This is a genomic window from Streptomyces sp. BF23-19, assembly GCF_041106355.1.
Taxonomy (GTDB): Bacteria; Actinomycetota; Actinomycetes; order Streptomycetales; family Streptomycetaceae; genus Streptomyces; species Streptomyces virginiae_A.
This window is the reverse complement of record NZ_JBGBPT010000078.1, coordinates 1-16,146: the sequence shown is the minus strand read 5'-3', so window position 1 is coordinate 16,146 and position 16,146 is coordinate 1. Positions and strand designations below refer to the sequence as shown.

General features: G+C 68.8%; 21 protein-coding genes and 1 pseudogene. 15 read left to right on the top strand and 7 right to left on the bottom strand.

Annotated features, from left to right (window positions below; translation table 11 throughout):
- Window positions 1-743: 743 nt before the first annotated feature.
- The 6 genes and pseudogenes from AB8A24_RS33335 to AB8A24_RS33310 form a co-directional block, all read left to right on the top strand.
- Window positions 744-1,082, top strand: coding sequence for a helix-turn-helix domain-containing protein (locus AB8A24_RS33335; RefSeq protein ID WP_369478379.1), 339 nt, complete (start codon window positions 744-746; stop codon window positions 1,080-1,082).
- 294 nt (window positions 1,083-1,376) lie between these two features.
- Window positions 1,377-2,594 carry a fatty acid desaturase gene (locus AB8A24_RS33330; protein WP_369478378.1) on the top strand — a complete coding sequence of 406 codons (1,218 nt, stop codon included), beginning with the start codon at window positions 1,377-1,379 and terminating at the stop codon, window positions 2,592-2,594.
- A 741-nt stretch (window positions 2,595-3,335) separates the two neighbouring features.
- Window positions 3,336-3,848, top strand: coding sequence for an EF-hand domain-containing protein (locus AB8A24_RS33325; protein WP_369478377.1), 513 nt, complete (start codon window positions 3,336-3,338; stop codon window positions 3,846-3,848).
- Between the two features lie 168 nt (window positions 3,849-4,016).
- Window positions 4,017-4,190 carry a hypothetical protein gene (locus AB8A24_RS33320; protein WP_266478830.1) on the top strand — a complete coding sequence of 58 codons (174 nt, stop codon included), beginning with the start codon at window positions 4,017-4,019 and terminating at the stop codon, window positions 4,188-4,190.
- 9 nt (window positions 4,191-4,199) lie between these two features.
- Window positions 4,200-4,859, top strand: coding sequence for a hypothetical protein (locus AB8A24_RS33315; RefSeq protein WP_369478376.1), 660 nt, complete (start codon window positions 4,200-4,202; stop codon window positions 4,857-4,859).
- A 400-nt stretch (window positions 4,860-5,259) separates the two neighbouring features.
- Window positions 5,260-5,832 (top strand): annotated as a pseudogene (locus AB8A24_RS33310) (universal stress protein); the annotation flags it as partial.
- Between the two features lie 118 nt (window positions 5,833-5,950).
- On the opposite strand, the gene AB8A24_RS33305 reads toward AB8A24_RS33310, so the two are convergent.
- Window positions 5,951-6,124 carry a hypothetical protein gene (locus tag AB8A24_RS33305; protein WP_266478820.1) on the bottom strand — a complete coding sequence of 58 codons (174 nt, stop codon included), beginning with the start codon at window positions 6,122-6,124 and terminating at the stop codon, window positions 5,951-5,953.
- Window positions 6,125-6,341: 217 nt separating this feature from the next.
- Here AB8A24_RS33305 and AB8A24_RS33300 point away from each other — a divergent pair, with 217 nt between their 5' ends.
- Window positions 6,342-6,653, top strand: coding sequence for a hypothetical protein (locus tag AB8A24_RS33300; protein WP_328959684.1), 312 nt, complete (start codon window positions 6,342-6,344; stop codon window positions 6,651-6,653).
- Window positions 6,654-6,774: 121 nt separating this feature from the next.
- Window positions 6,775-7,245, top strand: coding sequence for a hypothetical protein (locus AB8A24_RS33295; protein ID WP_369478375.1), 471 nt, complete (start codon window positions 6,775-6,777; stop codon window positions 7,243-7,245).
- Here AB8A24_RS33295 and AB8A24_RS33290 read toward each other — a convergent pair.
- Together AB8A24_RS33290 and AB8A24_RS33285 are read right to left on the bottom strand one after the other, a co-directional pair.
- On the bottom strand, window positions 7,154-7,843 hold the full coding sequence (locus tag AB8A24_RS33290; RefSeq protein WP_369478374.1) for a DUF6882 domain-containing protein: 690 nt from the start codon (window positions 7,841-7,843) through the stop codon (window positions 7,154-7,156). The two genes, AB8A24_RS33295 and AB8A24_RS33290, sit on opposite strands and share 92 nt — an antisense overlap.
- A 310-nt stretch (window positions 7,844-8,153) precedes the next feature.
- Window positions 8,154-8,552: a hypothetical protein gene (locus AB8A24_RS33285; protein ID WP_328959681.1), complete on the bottom strand. Its 399-nt coding sequence runs from the start codon at window positions 8,550-8,552 to the stop codon at window positions 8,154-8,156.
- A gap of 169 nt (window positions 8,553-8,721) precedes the next feature.
- On the opposite strand from AB8A24_RS33285, the gene AB8A24_RS33280 reads away from it, so the two are divergent.
- Window positions 8,722-9,147, top strand: a complete 426-nt coding sequence (locus tag AB8A24_RS33280; RefSeq protein ID WP_328959680.1) for a DUF3592 domain-containing protein — start codon at window positions 8,722-8,724, stop codon at window positions 9,145-9,147.
- A 429-nt stretch (window positions 9,148-9,576) separates the two neighbouring features.
- On the opposite strand, the gene AB8A24_RS33275 is transcribed toward AB8A24_RS33280, so the two are convergent.
- Window positions 9,577-9,966: a hypothetical protein gene (locus AB8A24_RS33275; protein WP_328959679.1), complete on the bottom strand. Its 390-nt coding sequence runs from the start codon at window positions 9,964-9,966 to the stop codon at window positions 9,577-9,579.
- 622 nt (window positions 9,967-10,588) lie between these two features.
- Between AB8A24_RS33275 and AB8A24_RS33270 the strand changes: the two genes are divergently transcribed.
- Window positions 10,589-10,972 carry a hypothetical protein gene (locus AB8A24_RS33270; protein ID WP_328959678.1) on the top strand — a complete coding sequence of 128 codons (384 nt, stop codon included), beginning with the start codon at window positions 10,589-10,591 and terminating at the stop codon, window positions 10,970-10,972.
- Between the two features lie 122 nt (window positions 10,973-11,094).
- A complete protein-coding gene (locus tag AB8A24_RS33265) occupies window positions 11,095-11,295 on the top strand; it encodes a hypothetical protein (RefSeq protein WP_266478792.1) in 201 nt (66 codons plus the stop codon).
- A gap of 235 nt (window positions 11,296-11,530) precedes the next feature.
- Here AB8A24_RS33265 and AB8A24_RS33260 read toward each other — a convergent pair whose 3' ends face one another.
- Together AB8A24_RS33260 and AB8A24_RS33255 are read right to left on the bottom strand one after the other, a co-directional pair.
- On the bottom strand, window positions 11,531-12,526 hold the full coding sequence (locus AB8A24_RS33260; RefSeq protein WP_328959677.1) for a hypothetical protein: 996 nt from the start codon (window positions 12,524-12,526) through the stop codon (window positions 11,531-11,533).
- A 23-nt stretch (window positions 12,527-12,549) separates the two neighbouring features.
- On the bottom strand, window positions 12,550-12,891 hold the full coding sequence (locus AB8A24_RS33255; protein ID WP_328959676.1) for a papain-like cysteine protease family protein: 342 nt from the start codon (window positions 12,889-12,891) through the stop codon (window positions 12,550-12,552).
- Window positions 12,892-13,012: 121 nt separating this feature from the next.
- Here AB8A24_RS33255 and AB8A24_RS33250 point away from each other — a divergent pair, with 121 nt between their 5' ends.
- On the top strand, window positions 13,013-13,153 hold the full coding sequence (locus tag AB8A24_RS33250; protein ID WP_328959675.1) for a hypothetical protein: 141 nt from the start codon (window positions 13,013-13,015) through the stop codon (window positions 13,151-13,153).
- Between the two features lie 263 nt (window positions 13,154-13,416).
- A complete protein-coding gene (locus tag AB8A24_RS33245) occupies window positions 13,417-13,788 on the top strand; it encodes a hypothetical protein (RefSeq protein ID WP_328959674.1) in 372 nt (123 codons plus the stop codon).
- A 98-nt stretch (window positions 13,789-13,886) separates the two neighbouring features.
- Here the strand turns inward: AB8A24_RS33245 and AB8A24_RS33240 are convergent, their stop codons facing one another.
- Window positions 13,887-14,048, bottom strand: a complete 162-nt coding sequence (locus AB8A24_RS33240; protein WP_328959673.1) for a hypothetical protein — start codon at window positions 14,046-14,048, stop codon at window positions 13,887-13,889.
- A 295-nt stretch (window positions 14,049-14,343) separates the two neighbouring features.
- Between AB8A24_RS33240 and AB8A24_RS33235 the strand changes: the two genes are divergently transcribed.
- Entirely contained in the window at window positions 14,344-15,312 is a 969-nt protein-coding gene (locus AB8A24_RS33235; RefSeq protein WP_328959672.1) for a caspase family protein, read from the top strand.
- Window positions 15,313-15,503: 191 nt separating this feature from the next.
- On the top strand, window positions 15,504-16,088 hold the full coding sequence (locus AB8A24_RS33230; RefSeq protein WP_328959671.1) for a hypothetical protein: 585 nt from the start codon (window positions 15,504-15,506) through the stop codon (window positions 16,086-16,088).
- Window positions 16,089-16,146 lie beyond the last annotated feature (58 nt).

Genomic DNA, 16,146 nt, shown 5'->3' with positions numbered 1-16,146 from the left:
TTCTCTCGTAGCCCAGTCAAGAAGGGCCCGGCAGAGACGAACTGCCGGGCAGCAGTACTCGCAGTACCGCAGTACCCGTAGTTGCAGTGCGCAGGGCGGTGCGGTGGTGGAGTTCCGAAGCCAGGGTTGTTGCAGGACGGCGACGGGACTGACGACCGGACCGGGTGGCCCGCAGTGATCAGGGGCCGCCGTCAGCAGTAGCAGTACCGCAGTGGCAGTACCCGTAAGTGCAGTACCCAGCAGTGAAGTCAGTGCGCGGTACCTCGGTGAAGGCGTCGGCTGCGGGCGCGCGTACCGGGAGGTTCGGCAGTGGGGTTCTAAGCCAGAGCAGATGCAGGATGGGCGACGGGGCTGGCTGCCGAAGAGTGGCGCTTGGGTGAGGCCACGAGCAGTACAAGCGGTTCGCAGTAGCAGTACCGGCAGTACGCAGTACCAGCAGTACAAGTTCCCGTTTGGTAGGACCGAGGGAAGAACGGAGGAATTGGGCGCCATCAGGATCGCCCGGGCCGGTAGTACGAAGCCCGGGTACCGCAGGACATCGATAGTGAGGTGGTCTCCGGTCACGCATCCGCGATCCCCGTACCCCGACAGCATCTCGGTCGGGCATGCGGACACAGAAGGCCGGCGCAGTACTGAGGGCCGGCAGATGGTGTAGCAGTTCCTTCGGGGCCCTGGTGTCGTACGCACCAGGGCCCCTCCCCGCGTTCTGACTCCTTTCCCCACCTGTTTCGCAGTGAGGTGCGATGACAGCAGACGACCCGATCAGCCGTCTCGACGACGACGGCTACCCCGCCTACACCATGGGCCGAGCCGCAGACATGCTCGGCACCACCCAGGGCTTCCTCCGCGCCATCGAAGAGACCCGCCTGATCACCCCGCTGCGCTCCGCCGGCGGACACCGCCGCTACTCCCGCCACCAGCTGCGCATCGCCGCCCGCGCTCGGGAGCTCGTCGACCAGGGCACTCCCATCGAGGCGGCCTGCCGCATCGTCATCCTCGAGGACCAGCTCGTAGAAGCCCAGCGGATCAACGATGAATACAGCCGCACCGCCGAACCGGCGAACCCGACAGCTGCGGCTTGAGGCAGTACGCGCCCTCCCGCTTCGCGGAGGTGCCGGCTGCCGAAAGGAAGTCCAGGGCGAGGACGGCGGGGAGCAGCCCGCCTCAGCGGCAACGCCGGGCCGGCCCCGGCCGGGGTCCAGTCGCCGGGAGTGGGAACGGAAGGGGCGGGGCCGAGGCGTACGTCGATTCCGTTATCCCGGGTATGCGCGGTATGGGGAGCGCCGCCCCCGTGCCGGGTGGAGCCCCGGGTAGGGCGCTCCGCCCGTGCCCTGGCCCTCTCCTCTGTCCGACGGAACGGAAAGTGGCTTCTGATCATGAATTCCTCCGAGACAGTGCGTCCCCCTCCCGTACGGGCGGATGCGGGGAGCGACTTCGCACGGCTCTCCCGGAAGATCCAGGAAGCCGGGCTCATGGCCCGGCGCCCCCGGTATTACGCACTGCGCATCGCAGCCGTGACGGCCCTGTACGCCGCCGGGTGGACGGCCTTCGTTCTGATCGGCGACAGCTGGTGGACGCTGCTGGTGGCCGGTTTTCTGGCCTTCGTGTTCGGGCAGGTGGCGCTGCTCGCTCATGACGTCGCCCACCGGCAGGTGTTCCGGCTGCGCAAGGGCAGGGAGGTGTCCGGGCGCGTCGCCGGGAACCTCGGCATCGGCATGGGGTACGGCTGGTGGCAGGACAAGCACACACGGCATCACGCCAACCCCAACCACGAGGACCTCGATCCCGACCTCGACCCGGACATCTTCGTCTGGACGCAGGACCAGGCCCACGCGGCCAGGGGGCTGCCGCGGCTGCTCGGCCGATCGCAGGCGTTCCTGTTCTTCCCGCTGCTCACGCTGGAAGGGTTCAACCTGCACGTGTCCGGGGTGCGGTCGCTGTTCGACCGCTCGCTCAAGCACCGCATGTGGGAGGGGGCCCTGCTCACGGCGCACCTCGCCGCCTACCTCGGCGCGTTGTTCCTGGTGCTGCCGCCCGGCAAGGCGGTCGTGTTCCTCCTCGTCCACCAGTGCCTCTTCGGCGTCTGCCTCGGCTCGATCTTCGCCCCGAACCACAAGGGCATGCCGATCCTGACGGGCGCCGAGCGGCCCGAAGCCTTCCTCCAACACGAGGACGCGGAGATCATGCTGAGCTTCCCTGGTCTGGGAGCCCAGCTCGGAGCCCGCGTGCTGGCCGAGCTCGGCGACGACCGGGGCCGGTTCGCCGACGCCCGCGGCCTGAAGGCATATGCGGGGTCGTCGCCAATCACCCGGGCCTCCGGCAAGAAGTCCAGCATTACCCGCCGCCGGATCAAGAACGACCGGCTCAACCACGCCGGCTACCTGTGGGCCTTCTCGGCCCTACGCGCCTCACCCGGGGCCATGGCCCGCTACCGGCACCGCCGCGACGAACGCGGAGACTGGCACGCCTCCGCCCTGCGCAACGTCTTCAACAACCTGATCGGCCAGCTCCACCATTGCCTCCAGCACCGCAAACTATTCGATGAACAGACGGCCTTCTCAACCACCGCTGAGCAGGCGCCGCAGGCAGCGTGAGGCGCTGATCAGTTGGCCTGAGTTGTCTCCTCAGCGAAGTCAAGGCACGTACGCCGGGCTGGGGGGCGCCAAATGAGAGCGTCTGCGATCTCGGAACGAAGAGGGTGGGCCTGCCAGTGGCCCGTGATGTCCTGCCAGTGCTCGATCACGGCATTGCGGTCGCTTCCCTTCCTCATCCGGCTGTAGACGAGGTCGAACTCGTAGACGTGACCCCCATCTGACAGAACGACACCAGTCTCCGACTCGGGGCCGTCAGGGAAGAGATGGACGAGGACTGCGGTGGGGATGGTCAGCCCACGCTCGGCGAGCAGCTCTCGTAGACGTGCCCAGAGGCTGAACGGACTCGCCCGCATCAGTCGAGTGCAGGTGACAAGCATCAACGATCTTCGGCCGCTAGGCGGGTGCCCGTAGAGCAAGGAGGCCAGGGGCCCCCAGGCTTCATACAGCTCAGCCGAGATCAGCGCGTCACGGTGCACCTGTCCGCTTGCAGATGAAGGTGCGAAGGCCGGGGAGTCCCGGAAGGACGCAGCCGCTGCCCGGGAGCGGGACTGCCGGCTGGGATGAGACGACTCGTGCCGGAGTCGGCCAGGGGGCTTACGAGGCATGGGCCTTTCGGATGGTCATGCCTCGTATCTTGCCATGTCCACATCCCTCTTCGGACAGCCCAAGCCGGCTGTGCAACGTCAACTTGACGCCTAGCTTCGTGAGGTGTCTCCGGTTTTCGCAGGAAAGTGGGTCCGGGTGGACACCATCACGGCCAAGCGGCACATCTTCTCGATACTGGACGTCGACGGCGACGGGGTCATCTCCCGCCAGGAGTATCTGGCCCGGCCCGAACGCGCGGCAGCGGCCCTGGGCCGGGCGGGCGACGATCCGCTCGTGTCCTTGGCACGCACCGCGCACGAGAGGGTGTTCGCGTCGATGGACGCGAACCTGGACAGCCGGGTGACCTTCACGGAGTACGAGGCGTGGGCGGGCGGGGAGGCCTTCGACGAGGTGTGCAGGCCAGCTCTGGGATCACTGTTCGACCCGGCCGACACCGACAGCGACGGCCATCTCGACCGGGCGGAGTTCACCCGGCTGCGCCAGGCCCTGGGCAACCCCGCCGACAATGCCTGTTCGGCGTTCGACGCGCTGGACGAGGACGGTGACGGCCGTGTCGATCGCGACGCCTACCTGGCACAGATCCGTTCCTTCGTCACCGACGGATCCTCTCCCATGGCGCTGGCTCTCCACGCAGAGGCCGGTAGCTGACGACATGAGGACCGGCGGCTCCGGTGCCCGCCCACCGGCAGCAGGCTGTGCCGGCAAGGGGCAGGGACGCGGGCGGTGACACGGCGTCGGGCGGGGGAGAACGGACTGATGAGAGGGGCGAGGTCGCGTGGTGGTGATGACGGACCGGCATCGCCGGTCGCTAGCAGCGTGCTGGACGGGACAGTACTGGTCGTGTGCGGCTGGTGGGCCCAGCAGTCCGGGTGCGAGGCCGTGGGCCTGGTGGCCTCGTGCCTGCTGGCCCGGGAGTCGTCGATGCGCCTGATGAAGGCGACCGAAGGGGCTGCCGATGACGGGACCGGTCATGTCATAGGCCGCCTTTAGCCTGTCGTCATGCAGACCACTCTGATGATCTACGACGGCACCGCGTCGGCCGACTCCGACGTCCCGCGTACCGGGGGTGTGCCGTTGGCTCCTGCGGGATTCACGTGGCCCATGTGCGGTTGTTTCTGTGGAGGGCCGCTGCAGTTCTTTGCTCATCTTCCTGTCGAGGACGGCGTCCTGTCGGTGTTCCTGTGCCAGAACGACCCGGGCGCATGTGAGTTCTGGGACGCGAGTTCCGGCGCGAACCGGGTCTACCTGTTTCCCCGGGAGGGACTGCAGCCGGTGGCTGTGCCCGAGACGGGAGTGACGCTGCTGCCCACGACATCGGCCATCCGTACCCAGGTCGTGACGGTCGACCCCGAAGACGACGACCACGATGACGACGACGAACTCGTGCCTGACGCATACGACCTTGCCCGCTCGGGATGGAAGCGGGAACCCGAGGAACGATTCGGTAAGCAACGCGAAGTGCTCGGGTCGCTAGGAGGCAGCCCCTCCTACCTCGAGGACGACCGACTGCCCGCATGCCCCTCCTGCGCCGGCACGATGGAATTCGCGGCGCATCTGGAGGAAGGGATCTCCTGGCAGACCGCGATGAACCTCGGCGGTCAGCTGGGCTACGTCTTCGTCTGCCGCGCTTGCCGCGAAGGTGCCTTCCTCACGGACTAAGCACATCGGACGCCAGGCATTTGGTCCCAAGGCGCGCCCCGCTCGGATGACGCCGGCCTGGCCGGCCTCCGGCGGCCACAGCCGCTCGTCCTCGGCTCTTCGACCAGACGCTACGACCAAAACGGCGGGCTTCGCGCCGTCGGCCGCACTGCGCCCCTGAAACCGAACGCCTCCTGCTCTCTCGCCGACCACCCCACCCAGGCCGGCCCCGACCATCCCTGGACCGGCGTACGATCCACGGTCACCTGGGGCGGCCGCGAATCCCTCGACCTGATGCTGGTTCTTCGAGCTGGTTGCGGAAGCCGGCGCGGACACCGCCATCGACCGAGATGCGTGGAGACATCCGCTGCGCTTCGTACGGCTGCGCCTAAAGGGTGTTGCAGAAGGTTCGTCTTGGGCCATGGGAGTCGTCGGGTCTCGCGGCATGGGCGGCTTCGTCGGGCTGATGGTCGGATCGACGGCCGTGCATCTGGCAGCTCATGGCCGGTGCCCGGTCCTCGTCGTGCGTGGGCAAGGTGAGGGCATGGGGCCGATCGTGGTGGGTGTCGACGGCTCCTCGGCCGCTTCCGGAGCGGTTGACTTCGCCTTCGCCGAGGCGGTGCTGCGCGGGGTCGACATCGTTGCTTTGCACGCCTGGACCACCTGGAACACGCCGATGCCACCGCCGCAGGACGAGGCGATGCCGTACGCGAACGAGCCGCAAGCCCTGAAGGCAAGGCAGGAAGCTCTGCTGTCCGAGGTGCTCGCGGGCCACCAGGAGAGATACCCGGGGGTGCAGGTGAAACGCGAAGTTGTGCAGGGCGGGACCCGGGAGACGCTGATCGAGGCGAGCCGCACGGCTCAGCTGCTGGTGGTCGGCGCGCGCGGGCGCGGAGGTTTCGCCGGACTGCTGCTGGGATCGGTGAGCCAGGCACTGCTGCATCATGCACACTGCCCAGTGGCGGTGGTCCGCAGCCCCGGCGAGAGCCCCTGACCGCCGCCGCCCGTGCCCTTCGGCCGCGGCGGAATGCGGTACCTCGATCGTGTACCAGCATTTACGGATCTCTGTTCTCAGTCGTCCGTTCCATCCGGGAAGGCCCCGCGCCGAGGGCTCAGCTGGTGAACGGAGGGAACGGGATGACATTCTCCGGTGCCAGGACGGGTTCTGCCGACGCATCGTGCCCCTGGGTGAGAACGGCGCTGGCGAGGGTCAGGCTGGTTACCAGATGGCGGAGGTCTTCGATCTCGGCCCGTTGGTTCGCGACGGTCGTCCTGAGCTTGGCCACGGTCGCCCGTAGCCGCTCCTCCGCCTCCGGGACCCGCCCCTAACTTGCGAGAGGCCCTGTGGCGGACCGCACAAGACATCCATCCAGCGATGCGCAAGCACGCCGACGACGCGCACGCGCTGGAAGGGCTGCTGCGGATTCCGCGCACGCGTATCAACACCGCCGGCCCCGTCCAGGTCACCCGCCCGTCGACGCCGACGACGACCACGCCGTCGAATTGCAGGTCCTCGCGATCGATCTTCTCGGGCACCTCACCGCCGATCAGCTCGACCGCATCCACGAGCGCTTCGCACCCGACGACGCCGAGCTCAGCACCGCCCTGGCCCACGACACCGTCCTGCCGGAGCCGCGCGCCCGAACCCTCGCCGACGCCTTCGGGTACTTCTGGCTGGGCGAGCTCGACGCCGCCGCGTGCATCGCCCTGCCCCAGGTCGAGCAGATCCTCAGACAGCTCCTGCGCTCCCGACTCCCGATCGTCTCCGTGGCGAAGGGGAAGACACCCGGCACCGTCGACCCGCTCAAGGACTGACAGCCGGCCATCTCACACGCGCTTCGCCAACTTCCGGAAAGGCGTTTACGTATGCTCCAGAGCACCGTCGGGCGGGTGCCCGACCGACGGTGCGCTGCCGGCCACCCACCACACCCTGACCGTGACCGGCCTCGCCATCGACACCCCCGCCTACACGTCACCCGAGCAGGCCCGCGGGGACACCACCCTGGGCACGCCCAGCGACCTCTACTCGCTCGGTTGCCTCCTCCACGAGCTCGTCACTGGCAGCATCCCCTTCACCGGCACGGGCTGGCAGATCCTCAACCAACACCTCAACGACGCGCCGGCCCCGCTGTCCGCCCTGCGCCCCGGCACCCCCCGCGAGCTCGAGCAACTGGTCCTGGAACTCCTCGACAAGAACCCCGACCGCTGGCCGACCGCGGCCGACACCCGCGCACGGCACCCGCGCACCGCCACCGCCCCGGACTCCACGCAGCCCAGCCCCGGATGCCGTAGCGCACCAGCTGGCCTCGTAAGCCCTAGGAGAGGCTATTCAGTGTTACTTCGGCGATGCGGTCGAGGGCGTCGAATTGGATGTTCACCGGGCTGCCTCCGGGGAGCTCGGCCGTGAGACTTCTGTCCGTCTGGCTCACAGGGAGGCCATGGTGGTCGAAGAATCCCATGACGGCCAGCCGCGGGGAGTGCCCGATGAGACCCGCGCCAGCCACGAGGATCCGCGGCAGCGCGACGGGGTCCAGCGGTGCCTGAGGAACCTGCGGGTCGTCGGGCAGGAAGTACAACTGCGTTCCGGAGCCGGCGGGGACTCCGATGTAACCCGGGGCCTGGGCCACGCCCATCCCGGCGAACGCGAGGGTCTCGGCGGCGCGCCGCGGGTCGGGGAAGCCCGACAGGTCCAGCGTCGGGGCCGTGAGTTCCGCTATGCCGTGGGCCCGTCCGTAGCGCTCGACGGCGGCCGAGAGGGCGACTACTTCGGTGCCTTGCAGGCCGGGGTTTGCCCAGCCCCACATCCACGACCGCTCCTCGGCGTCGTAGGTGCCGAGCACCGAGACGCGCAATTCGAGGGTGCCTTGGCGGTACAGGCAGGACGGCAGGTCCGCCGTCCACGGGCCTTCGGGTAGGAACGAGCCGAGGGCCTCGAGCTGGGCCACGCCCCAGGCGGTGTGGCGCTCGGTCTCGGACAGGAACGGGTCGCCGAATCGCGTGATCATGACATCGACCTTATGCGGACGGCCTGACGGGTCCGCAGCATAGGGTCGCTGCTGGCGGGCGGCTGTCCCAGTCAGAGAGCACTTGTGAGCCGCTGGCGCCGTCTGGCGGAGCGTGAGGCCTCGTCGGACCGGCGTTGAGCAGGGTTTCAGCAGATGCGCTCGAGCATCGCTTCCGGGAGGAGCAACGGCAGGTCATGACCGTGTACCCAGCCCATGTCCCAGTGGACGGGGCCGGGCAGGGGCCCAGCAGCGGCACCGGCTCGGGCGTTCACCGTACGGGCGGCCCGGTCCCGCGACGGTGCCGAGCGATCTAAGAGCGCCCCCGTGGGCGGCCGCGTTCGACGGTGACCTCGGGCGGCCAAACGCCATGAGCGATGAGGTGCGCCACGGCATGGCCGGCCGCCTCGAAGGTGACGGTCTCGCGGTCGGCGTGGGTGCCGCTCTGCCCATTGGACAACGGGTAGCCGCCGGAAGAGTCTGTGCCGCGCGGATCGATGAGGTGTTCGCCGAGGTCGCCGTTCTCGTTCAGCAAGACGACCCTGGCGCGCTGGCCGTTGGTGACCACAGTCAGGATGTGCCCCGCCTCATTCTCGAATCGCGTCTCCTGCGTGGCCCAGTCCCACCGGTGTCGAAGGAGCTGTCGAGCCTCCTCGCCGGAGTAGGAATGGTCAGCAGAACCCTGCAGGTGCCAGCGGCTGGTGTGAGACAAGGTGCTCCTCGGTCGGTCTGGCAGCTCCTGACCATTCTCGACCCTGAGCGCGCGCCGAGGGCTTGGGTGAGTCGGCTGCCTTCGGCATGTTCAGCGTCCGGGTCGATGACATGCCGAGGGCACGTCTGCACCCGGCAACCAATGTCCCCACTTGCGCGTCGGACACCACATGGAACGCGAATGGCTCTTCTCGCTCATACCGCTGCTGATCGGCGTGAGCTTCCTCTGCGCTGGTGGGTATGGACTCCGCCGCGCCCGCGCGCTCCGACGCACCGGAATTACTGCGGTAGGCCGAGTTGTGCGTCACGACACCCGGCGAGACGACGACGGAGCCAAGTACCACCACCCTGTCGTCGCCTGGACGACCCGGGACGGCCGCGACTGCACGTACCCCTCCAGCTTCGGCCGGGGCACCGTTCTCCACGGCTACGGCATCGGCAACTCGGTCGCGGTCCTCTACGACGAGGAGAACCCCCGCCGCTTCGAGATCCGAGGCTGGGACAACCCGTCGGTCTACCGGGTGTTCACCGTCGTGGGAGCGGCGCTCACAGCTGGCACCCTGTCCGTTCTCCTGGTCTTGCTGATCAGTGCCTGAGCACCACGGGCGCCCGCCAGGAACCCTAGGTCCGTGACCTGTGACAGCGAAGCTGGACCATTGTCATCGAAGTTGGACGGACGGCTGTTTACGCCAGCGAAGATGGATCACTGCATGGTTGAAGACAGCGAAGCCGGATCGGCAGGGGCTTGAGCTGCGCGATCCCGGAGTCCGGCTCGCCGGAGGACCGCTCTTTGCCGGCAGGTGCCCGAGCACCACTGGCGGGCGCGGGACGGCTCGAGGTGAGCCGTGGAGGTTCCGCATGCCGCACATTCCCGCTGGTCACAGCCTCTGGTGAACTCCTGCTCGAAGGAGTGGTCCGAGCACCAGGGGTTCGGCCTGAGGGGCTGGAAGGGGCAACGGCAGGTCAGCCAGGACGAACAGGCACACCCAGAAGATCTGCACCCGACTAGGTTCACGTCCAGAGCGTCAGCACTTCTCCTTCCGCGCCTGCTGGATCAGCGGCTCGGCCTCGTCCAGCGTGAAGGTGACCTGCCAGGTCTCGGCCGCCCGGTGCAGGGTGTCGGCGAACTCCTGGTAGCCGTGGTCCTGTTGAGCCGCGTCGGCGGCGCGGTTGGTCGCCGTGTTCAGGTACTGCTCGGCGGTCTGGTAGTAGGGGTCGGTCAGATTTGACGGCCGGGGGCGGGCGAGGTGGTCGGTCAGCTGCTGCAGGGAGGCGCAGGCGGACTTGGCAAACTCGCGCGACGCCACCGTGGCCTTGGAGGGCGTCGAGCTGCAGGCCGCCAGGGAGAGCGTGGACGCCAACAGCAGGGGCAGGGGCAGTGACAGGCGAAGTATCAGCTGACGTCGACTAGTCATGGGTCAATCCTAGTCAGCATGACGGCCTGACCGCCCGGAAATCCGGTGGGCCCGCAGCCACCGTCCCGCCCGCCCCACATCTGGGCCTTGTCTGCTCTGGCCTGCAACGCGGCCATCAACGACGGCACCGCTTCCGCCCACTCTCGCCTCAACGCCCGCGCACCTCGGCGGGCTCGTCACCCGCTACCTTGCCGCAGCCGACAGCCTCGCCGGCGCGCGTACCTTCGAAGAGCGTCACGTCGCCGGCTTCGCAGCCCTGCGCACCACGGACCTGTCCGCCCTGGCCTGCCAGGAGGTCCGCCCCGTCCGGGAAGGACTTCTCCGTCTGGTCAGGTCCATCCCGCAGGACCCCGCCCAACTGACTGCCTGGTACGAGATGTACCTCGACCAGTCCTGACACCCGCCGACCCTGGAAGAAGGAGAACCGCACGATGAGCGATCAATCGTCAGACCCGGCACGGTTCACCGGCCGCATCGCACGCGGCAAGGCGCGGCCGACGCCGACGCCGGCCAGGTGGCGGCCATGCTGAGGCGCGCCCTGCACACCGTCGAATGCCGCGAGCTCGGGCCGGAAGCCGCCCAGCAGTAGTTCGGACCGTTCGCGGACACCGTGGAGGGGGGCGTGACCGTGTTCCTGGACGAGGACGATGTCCGGGCCCGCCATCCCGGCCACGAAGAGCTGCACCAGCTGGCGCGCGCGGTGCGTGAGCGAGGACCGGCCGTGGACGTCGCTCTGGTGGCGCCGACGCCCTCCGTCATGCTCCTGGACGAGATGTCCCACGTCGTCGGCAAGGCGGCCGAACCGGTCCAGGGTGCGGGGGGTCGGCTGTACGAGCCGCGACGGCCGCTGCGACCGGTCCGGTGGCACCCGAGCGCTGCCCGCGCGGCGGCGGACGACCGAGAACTTTGGGGCGGGAGGCCGCAGCGCCGCGCGAGCCCGCAGCGCAATCCGAACCCGCGACTGTCCCAAGGGCGGCGAGCGCCGATCCGGGGTGAGGGGGCCTGACCTGCGGAAGCGGCCCAAGGAAATCTCCTTCGGCCGCAGTTCGGAAACTGGATACGCTGTCGCCGCCGGCCTGTGTGCCGGCCTTCAACCGGGCAGGGCCCGTGACCAACCAGGGGGACCAGATGACCACCACGAAGACTTCACGCACGGCAGCACCCGCGTCTGCCAGCACCCCGGACCAGCCCGTCGTCTACTTCAGCGACGAGGCATCCGCCGTGATGGCGCCCCTCCCCGGCCCTGCCCGGCGCCTGCACTCGCCCCTGGAGACCCTGACGTGGCAGGCGCCCCCCGCCCTGGAGGACGAGGACGACGACCTGCGGTGACGACACGGGCCCCGGCCGTCGCCGTGCAACGGCGGTTGAAGGCAACGGCGCGGGCCGGCGCCGTCGGGCGGACGGAGCTGCCCGAGCTCCGCAGTGCGCAGGGCTTGTTGGGCCCGGGTCCGGGCCCGGTTCCGGGCGGCTTGGCGGAACGGCTCCGTGCCGCGTGGGAGCGGTTCGCCCGGACCGGGGACCCGGGCTGGGGCGTGGACCGCACGGCCGGGCCTCCTTCCCGAGCTCATGCGTATCCGACGAGGGAAGTCGTCGGGCTGTGCACGGAGGGGGCCCGGCCCTCGTGGAGTCGGGTCAGCTGGGTGGTGGCGGTCCGCCGGCGGCGCGCGTACACCACCGCACCGGCGACCGCCGCCAGGGCTGCGGCACCGGTGACGGACAGCGGCTGCCAGGACGCCTCGGCAGCCGGTTTCCCGGACGCGGCGGCGACCTGCTCCGGCTGGTCCTCCACGAGGCCGCCGTACCCGCCGGCCAGGCCCTTGCGGTCGTACTCAGAGCCGGGCATCTTGTCGCCGTAGCGGGCGGTGACCAGCTTCTGGTAGACGGCGAGGGTGATGCCGCGCTTTCCGCCGAGGCCGGTGGTCGCCTCCTCGTTGAGCGGCTCGACCATGCCTTCGGCGGTGAGCCGGTACCAGGCGTGGATCTGCGGCTCGGTGAAGGTACGGGCCTGTGGGGTGCCGCGCTCGGCAAAGCCGACCTCGGCGTCCCCGTCCCGGATGCCGGCCAGCTGCCAGCCCTCCGCACCGACGTTCTGCACACCGCTTCCCGTCGGAGCCGCGTTCCCCTTGGGCGCGAGCAGAACGGCGGCGTGCTTGCCGTCGGAGGCGGTCACCCGGGACGCCAGGTAGGAGAGCCGGAGCGCCGTCTGCGGGGTCGCCTGGGTCTTGCCGGTCACGAACTCGGGGCTGATCTCGAACATCGGGACCGGGTCCTTGGTGAGATCGAACCCGGGCGGCGCGGCGACCGCGGCGGGCGCGTTGCCGGGAGCGCCGACGGCGCCGCCGTCAGCGGCGGAGGCAGTGCCGGCCTGTCTGGCCGAGACCAGGAAGCGGGAGACGGTGTCGCGGAGTTGGTCGCTCCGGAGGGCCTGCTGGGCGGACGGGTAGCCCGCGATGTCGTCGCCCTCCGCAGCGTGTGCGGGAACGATTCCGCACAGGGCGGCGGCGAGCGCGGTCGTGGCGAGGACGGCGGCCCGGACTGCCGCATGCTTCGTGTGTCGCATGGTCTGCATGGTCGGTCTGCTCCTCAGCCCTGGATGCCGATGCGGGAGTGGGTCCACTGGAACGAGTTGTTGTTCGCGTAAGTGGAGTGGTTCCACCAGGTGTAGGTCTGGGTGGTCTGCCACGGGTCGCCGACCGCGATCATGTTGGTGGCGCTGTCGTATCCGTAGATGACGTTCATGTGACCGCCTCCGGTGCGCCAGCCGAACCGGACGGCGAACGGCCGGCCTGCGGCGACCTCGGCGGCGGACTCACTGAACGAGGCGTTGCGGTACAGGCTGCGGCCGCTGTTCCTCAGCCCAAGCCTGGCCAGGCCGTTGGCCATGTCTTCCAGCGTCGCGGGCTGGTTGTTGTCTGTCCCGGACAACCACCTCTCCGTCCGGAACCTACCTGCGGTGTCCTGTCCAGGGGGTCCGGACAACCCAACTCCCCTCCATCGTCTGCCTCACGCCGCAGATCGCGGGACCAGCAGACCGTAGGAGCACTTCATGAACGACACCATCGCCATCGCGGCGGACCTTCTTTCCATCGCCGCCGCCCTCCTGTCCGTGGGCCTGGAGATCTACCGCGACCGCAAGGACAAGGACAAGGAACAGGAGCACCGGAACGAGGAGGGGACCGGGCGCTGAGAGGACGTGGGACGCGCCTCTGACCGGGGAGCAGCCGCAGGACGGGGGTCTGCGCCCAAGACGCGTCGAGTGTTCACCAGGACACTGCCCCTGAGCAGGACTCAGGGACAGCTGGCCGGTGCCCGTCCCGCGCGCGGACCGCCCCGACTGCAGCGCTCGGCTGGGTCGGGGCGACGCTGTCCGCGGCCTTCGATGTCGCGGTCGCGCTCCGCAGGCGCGACCGATCAGCGGTCCGTCCGCCAGGATCCCGCGCCCAGACGGCGATGGGCCGACACGGGCGCCCCTGCTCGGCGGAGGACGTCGGGGGATTCGACTGTTCGGCGTGCGCCAGTTCGGCGGCGAGACGGCCGCGCAGGCCCGGCACGGGCGGCAGGGAGGAAAGTTCTGCTCCCGCACTGCCCGCGGACCCGCCCCGTCTCATCTACCCCGTCGACCAGAGCCACGTCGACGCAAAGTACAGCCGCCCCCTGAGCGACAGGTCCATCACGGTCCGGTACATCTGGCCCGACCTCGTCAGCGCGTGGGCCGCCCGGGACGAGGCGATGGTGGACGAGATCTGGGACGACGTCATCACCGACCTCGACTCCGACTACGCCGCCTACGCCTACGTCTCCTCCGTCGGCATCGGAGCCTGACCGGTCACTCTGCACACGACTGCGCCCCGGCCCGTGCGGCCGGGGCGCAGTCGTGTGTCCGCGGCGGCATCTGCACGCCCGAGCGGACCGTCCACCACCTACTTGGCCGAGGGGTCGGCGATCGGTGTGGTGGTGTTGCTCACAGACGAGGCCGGCTGGGCGGGCCCGGCCTCGCGCGGTGCGCCGGCCGTGCCGGTGTCCCAGCAGCCCTCGGTGTGGAGGCGGGCCGGGAGCCGGCCCGCGCCCATTCCGCGCTCCACCAGTCACGCCACAGGCGCCGGTTGCTGCCGCACCGTAGCGGCCTCGCGCTCCTCGGCCGCGGCAATGCCCCGCTTGGCGCGCCCCAGCTCGCCCCGCAGGTGGATGACCAGAGTCCGCAGGCGGGGGAGGTCGGCGGCGGGCATCGGTCTACTTCCCGTACTGGGCCCTTCGCGTCACCAAACCCATGATCCAGCGTGTCGTTTTGCCTGAAAAGCTCACCTTCTGCAGTTTTTGTATCACGCTGCGTGATCATCCGGCACCCTCTCGCACCTCGACGTGATCCCGAGGACCACCATGACCAAACGCGCCCTGCTCGTGGGCATCGACCTCTACCCGGATCCGCGAAACAACCTTAACTCCTGCGTCGCCGACACGCTCGCGATCAGGAACATGCTCGAAGGGTTGTACGACTTCGACCCCACGGACATCCAGCTCGTACACAACCAGAACGCGACGCTGACCAACGTCCTCGACCAGCGGCTGTTCACCGGAGTGACTTCCGGAGACCAGATCGTCTTCTTCCAGTCCTCCCACGGATACAGCTATCCCGAGGGCAGCACCATGGTCGAGGTGCTCTGCCTCTACGACGGCTTCCTCAAAGACACCGACCTGGTAGGCCGCACCCTTGCACTGCCGCCGAACGTGCTGACGGTGATCCTGGACTCCTGCCACTCCGGCGGCATGAGCAAGCGATTCGTCACCACGCAGAAGAACGGGTCCACACAGTGTCACGTCGCCAAGGGCAAGTTCTGGACGCCCGACCCGGAACGAGCCGACCGCGACGCCCAACTGCTCGCACAGGTGACCCAGTTCAAGTTCTTCGGCCGATCGGCCACCGCCGACGCCGGAGCCATCGCCAAGAACCTCATGATCAACCCGGTCGGCGTCCCGGCGGCCAAATCGGTCAAGGAAGCCGCGGCCGAACTCAACGGAGTGTTGTTCTCGGCCTGCCTGGCGAACGAGACGGCAGCCGCGGGAAGCCCGCCCACCGATCAGCTGTCCGCCTTCACCTACGCGCTAATCAACGACATCCGTCCGGACCTACCGGTGGCTGAACTCAACAGGCTGGTGAGCCAACGCCTCGACCGGCTCAACATGACCCAGCACCCCATCGCCATGGCACCTTTCGCGCAGCCACACCTGCTCACCCAGACCCTCTTCTCCACGGGCGGCGGGACCAAGTCCTTCAAACCCGACGAGCAGATCTCGAACATCGGCGACTCAGTCGAGGCGTGGCTGTACGAGAACCTGAGCGATCGCTAGGAGGCCTACTTGCCGAGGTCGTCGAACCCAGCCGCTCAGGCCAGTCCCCAGACCGCCAGGAAGAAGCAGGCGCCGCCTGCCGCACCGAATGCCCCGAAACCCCAGCAGAAAGCCCCGAAGAAGGGCAGCGGTGCCAGTGGCGCCGCGAAGAACGCCGACGACCATCGGCAAGATCACTCAGGAGCGGAGAGATGACCGCTACATCACTCGACCCCAGGGCCGAACGGTTCAAGGAGCAGCTTGAGGCGGCCTTCGCCGGGGACGCCTCCGGCAAGGACTTCGAGACGTCCAACGCCTACGGCGACGTGGCGACGATCACCTGGTCGCTGCTGGAGAACTACGTCGCCGCCGCCGAGGCCAACCCCAAGGGCTACAAGGTGGCCACCAAGGACTTCGTCGACACCAAGGTCGACAACGTGCCGGACGAGAAGATCTGGCCCCTCGTATGGCAGGCGGTCGAAGTCCTCGGGCCGCTGATCATCGACATCGCCACCAAGGACTTCAAGCCGCAGAAGAAGGACCTGATCTCGGCGATCGACAGCGTGCCCGCACACCGGCGCAAGGACCCGGGCTGGGTCGACTACGCCACCACGCTCGCGCTGATCCTCGCCGAGGGAACCGTGCAGGTCCTGTCCGACAAGAAGGACTTCGCCACGTCCGGGCAGTACCCGACGATGCCCAAGCCGCCGAAGGACTCCGATCCGGCCTACTTCCGGGACGCCCTGACCTTCGCCACCTCGAGCACCAAGTTCCTGGATTTCTCGTTCCACTTCTGACGACCGTGGACGGCGCGGGCCCGGACGACGACAGACCCCAGCCCTCCCCCCCCTCCCC

Coding starts and splice junctions, on each gene's coding strand:
- AB8A24_RS33335 (WP_369478379.1), top strand. CDS start 744: ATGACAGCAGACGACCCGATCAGCCGTCTCGACGACGACGGCTACCCC.
- AB8A24_RS33330 (WP_369478378.1), top strand. CDS start 1,377: ATGAATTCCTCCGAGACAGTGCGTCCCCCTCCCGTACGGGCGGATGCG.
- AB8A24_RS33315 (WP_369478376.1), top strand. CDS start 4,200: ATGCAGACCACTCTGATGATCTACGACGGCACCGCGTCGGCCGACTCC.
- AB8A24_RS33290 (WP_369478374.1), bottom strand. CDS start 7,843: ATGATCACGCGATTCGGCGACCCGTTCCTGTCCGAGACCGAGCGCCAC.
- AB8A24_RS33280 (WP_328959680.1), top strand. CDS start 8,722: ATGGAACGCGAATGGCTCTTCTCGCTCATACCGCTGCTGATCGGCGTG.
- AB8A24_RS33275 (WP_328959679.1), bottom strand. CDS start 9,966: ATGACTAGTCGACGTCAGCTGATACTTCGCCTGTCACTGCCCCTGCCC.
- AB8A24_RS33265 (WP_266478792.1), top strand. CDS start 11,095: ATGACCACCACGAAGACTTCACGCACGGCAGCACCCGCGTCTGCCAGC.
- AB8A24_RS33260 (WP_328959677.1), bottom strand. CDS start 12,526: ATGCGACACACGAAGCATGCGGCAGTCCGGGCCGCCGTCCTCGCCACG.
- AB8A24_RS33250 (WP_328959675.1), top strand. CDS start 13,013: ATGAACGACACCATCGCCATCGCGGCGGACCTTCTTTCCATCGCCGCC.
- AB8A24_RS33245 (WP_328959674.1), top strand. CDS start 13,417: ATGGGCCGACACGGGCGCCCCTGCTCGGCGGAGGACGTCGGGGGATTC.
- AB8A24_RS33235 (WP_328959672.1), top strand. CDS start 14,344: ATGACCAAACGCGCCCTGCTCGTGGGCATCGACCTCTACCCGGATCCG.
- AB8A24_RS33230 (WP_328959671.1), top strand. CDS start 15,504: ATGACCGCTACATCACTCGACCCCAGGGCCGAACGGTTCAAGGAGCAG.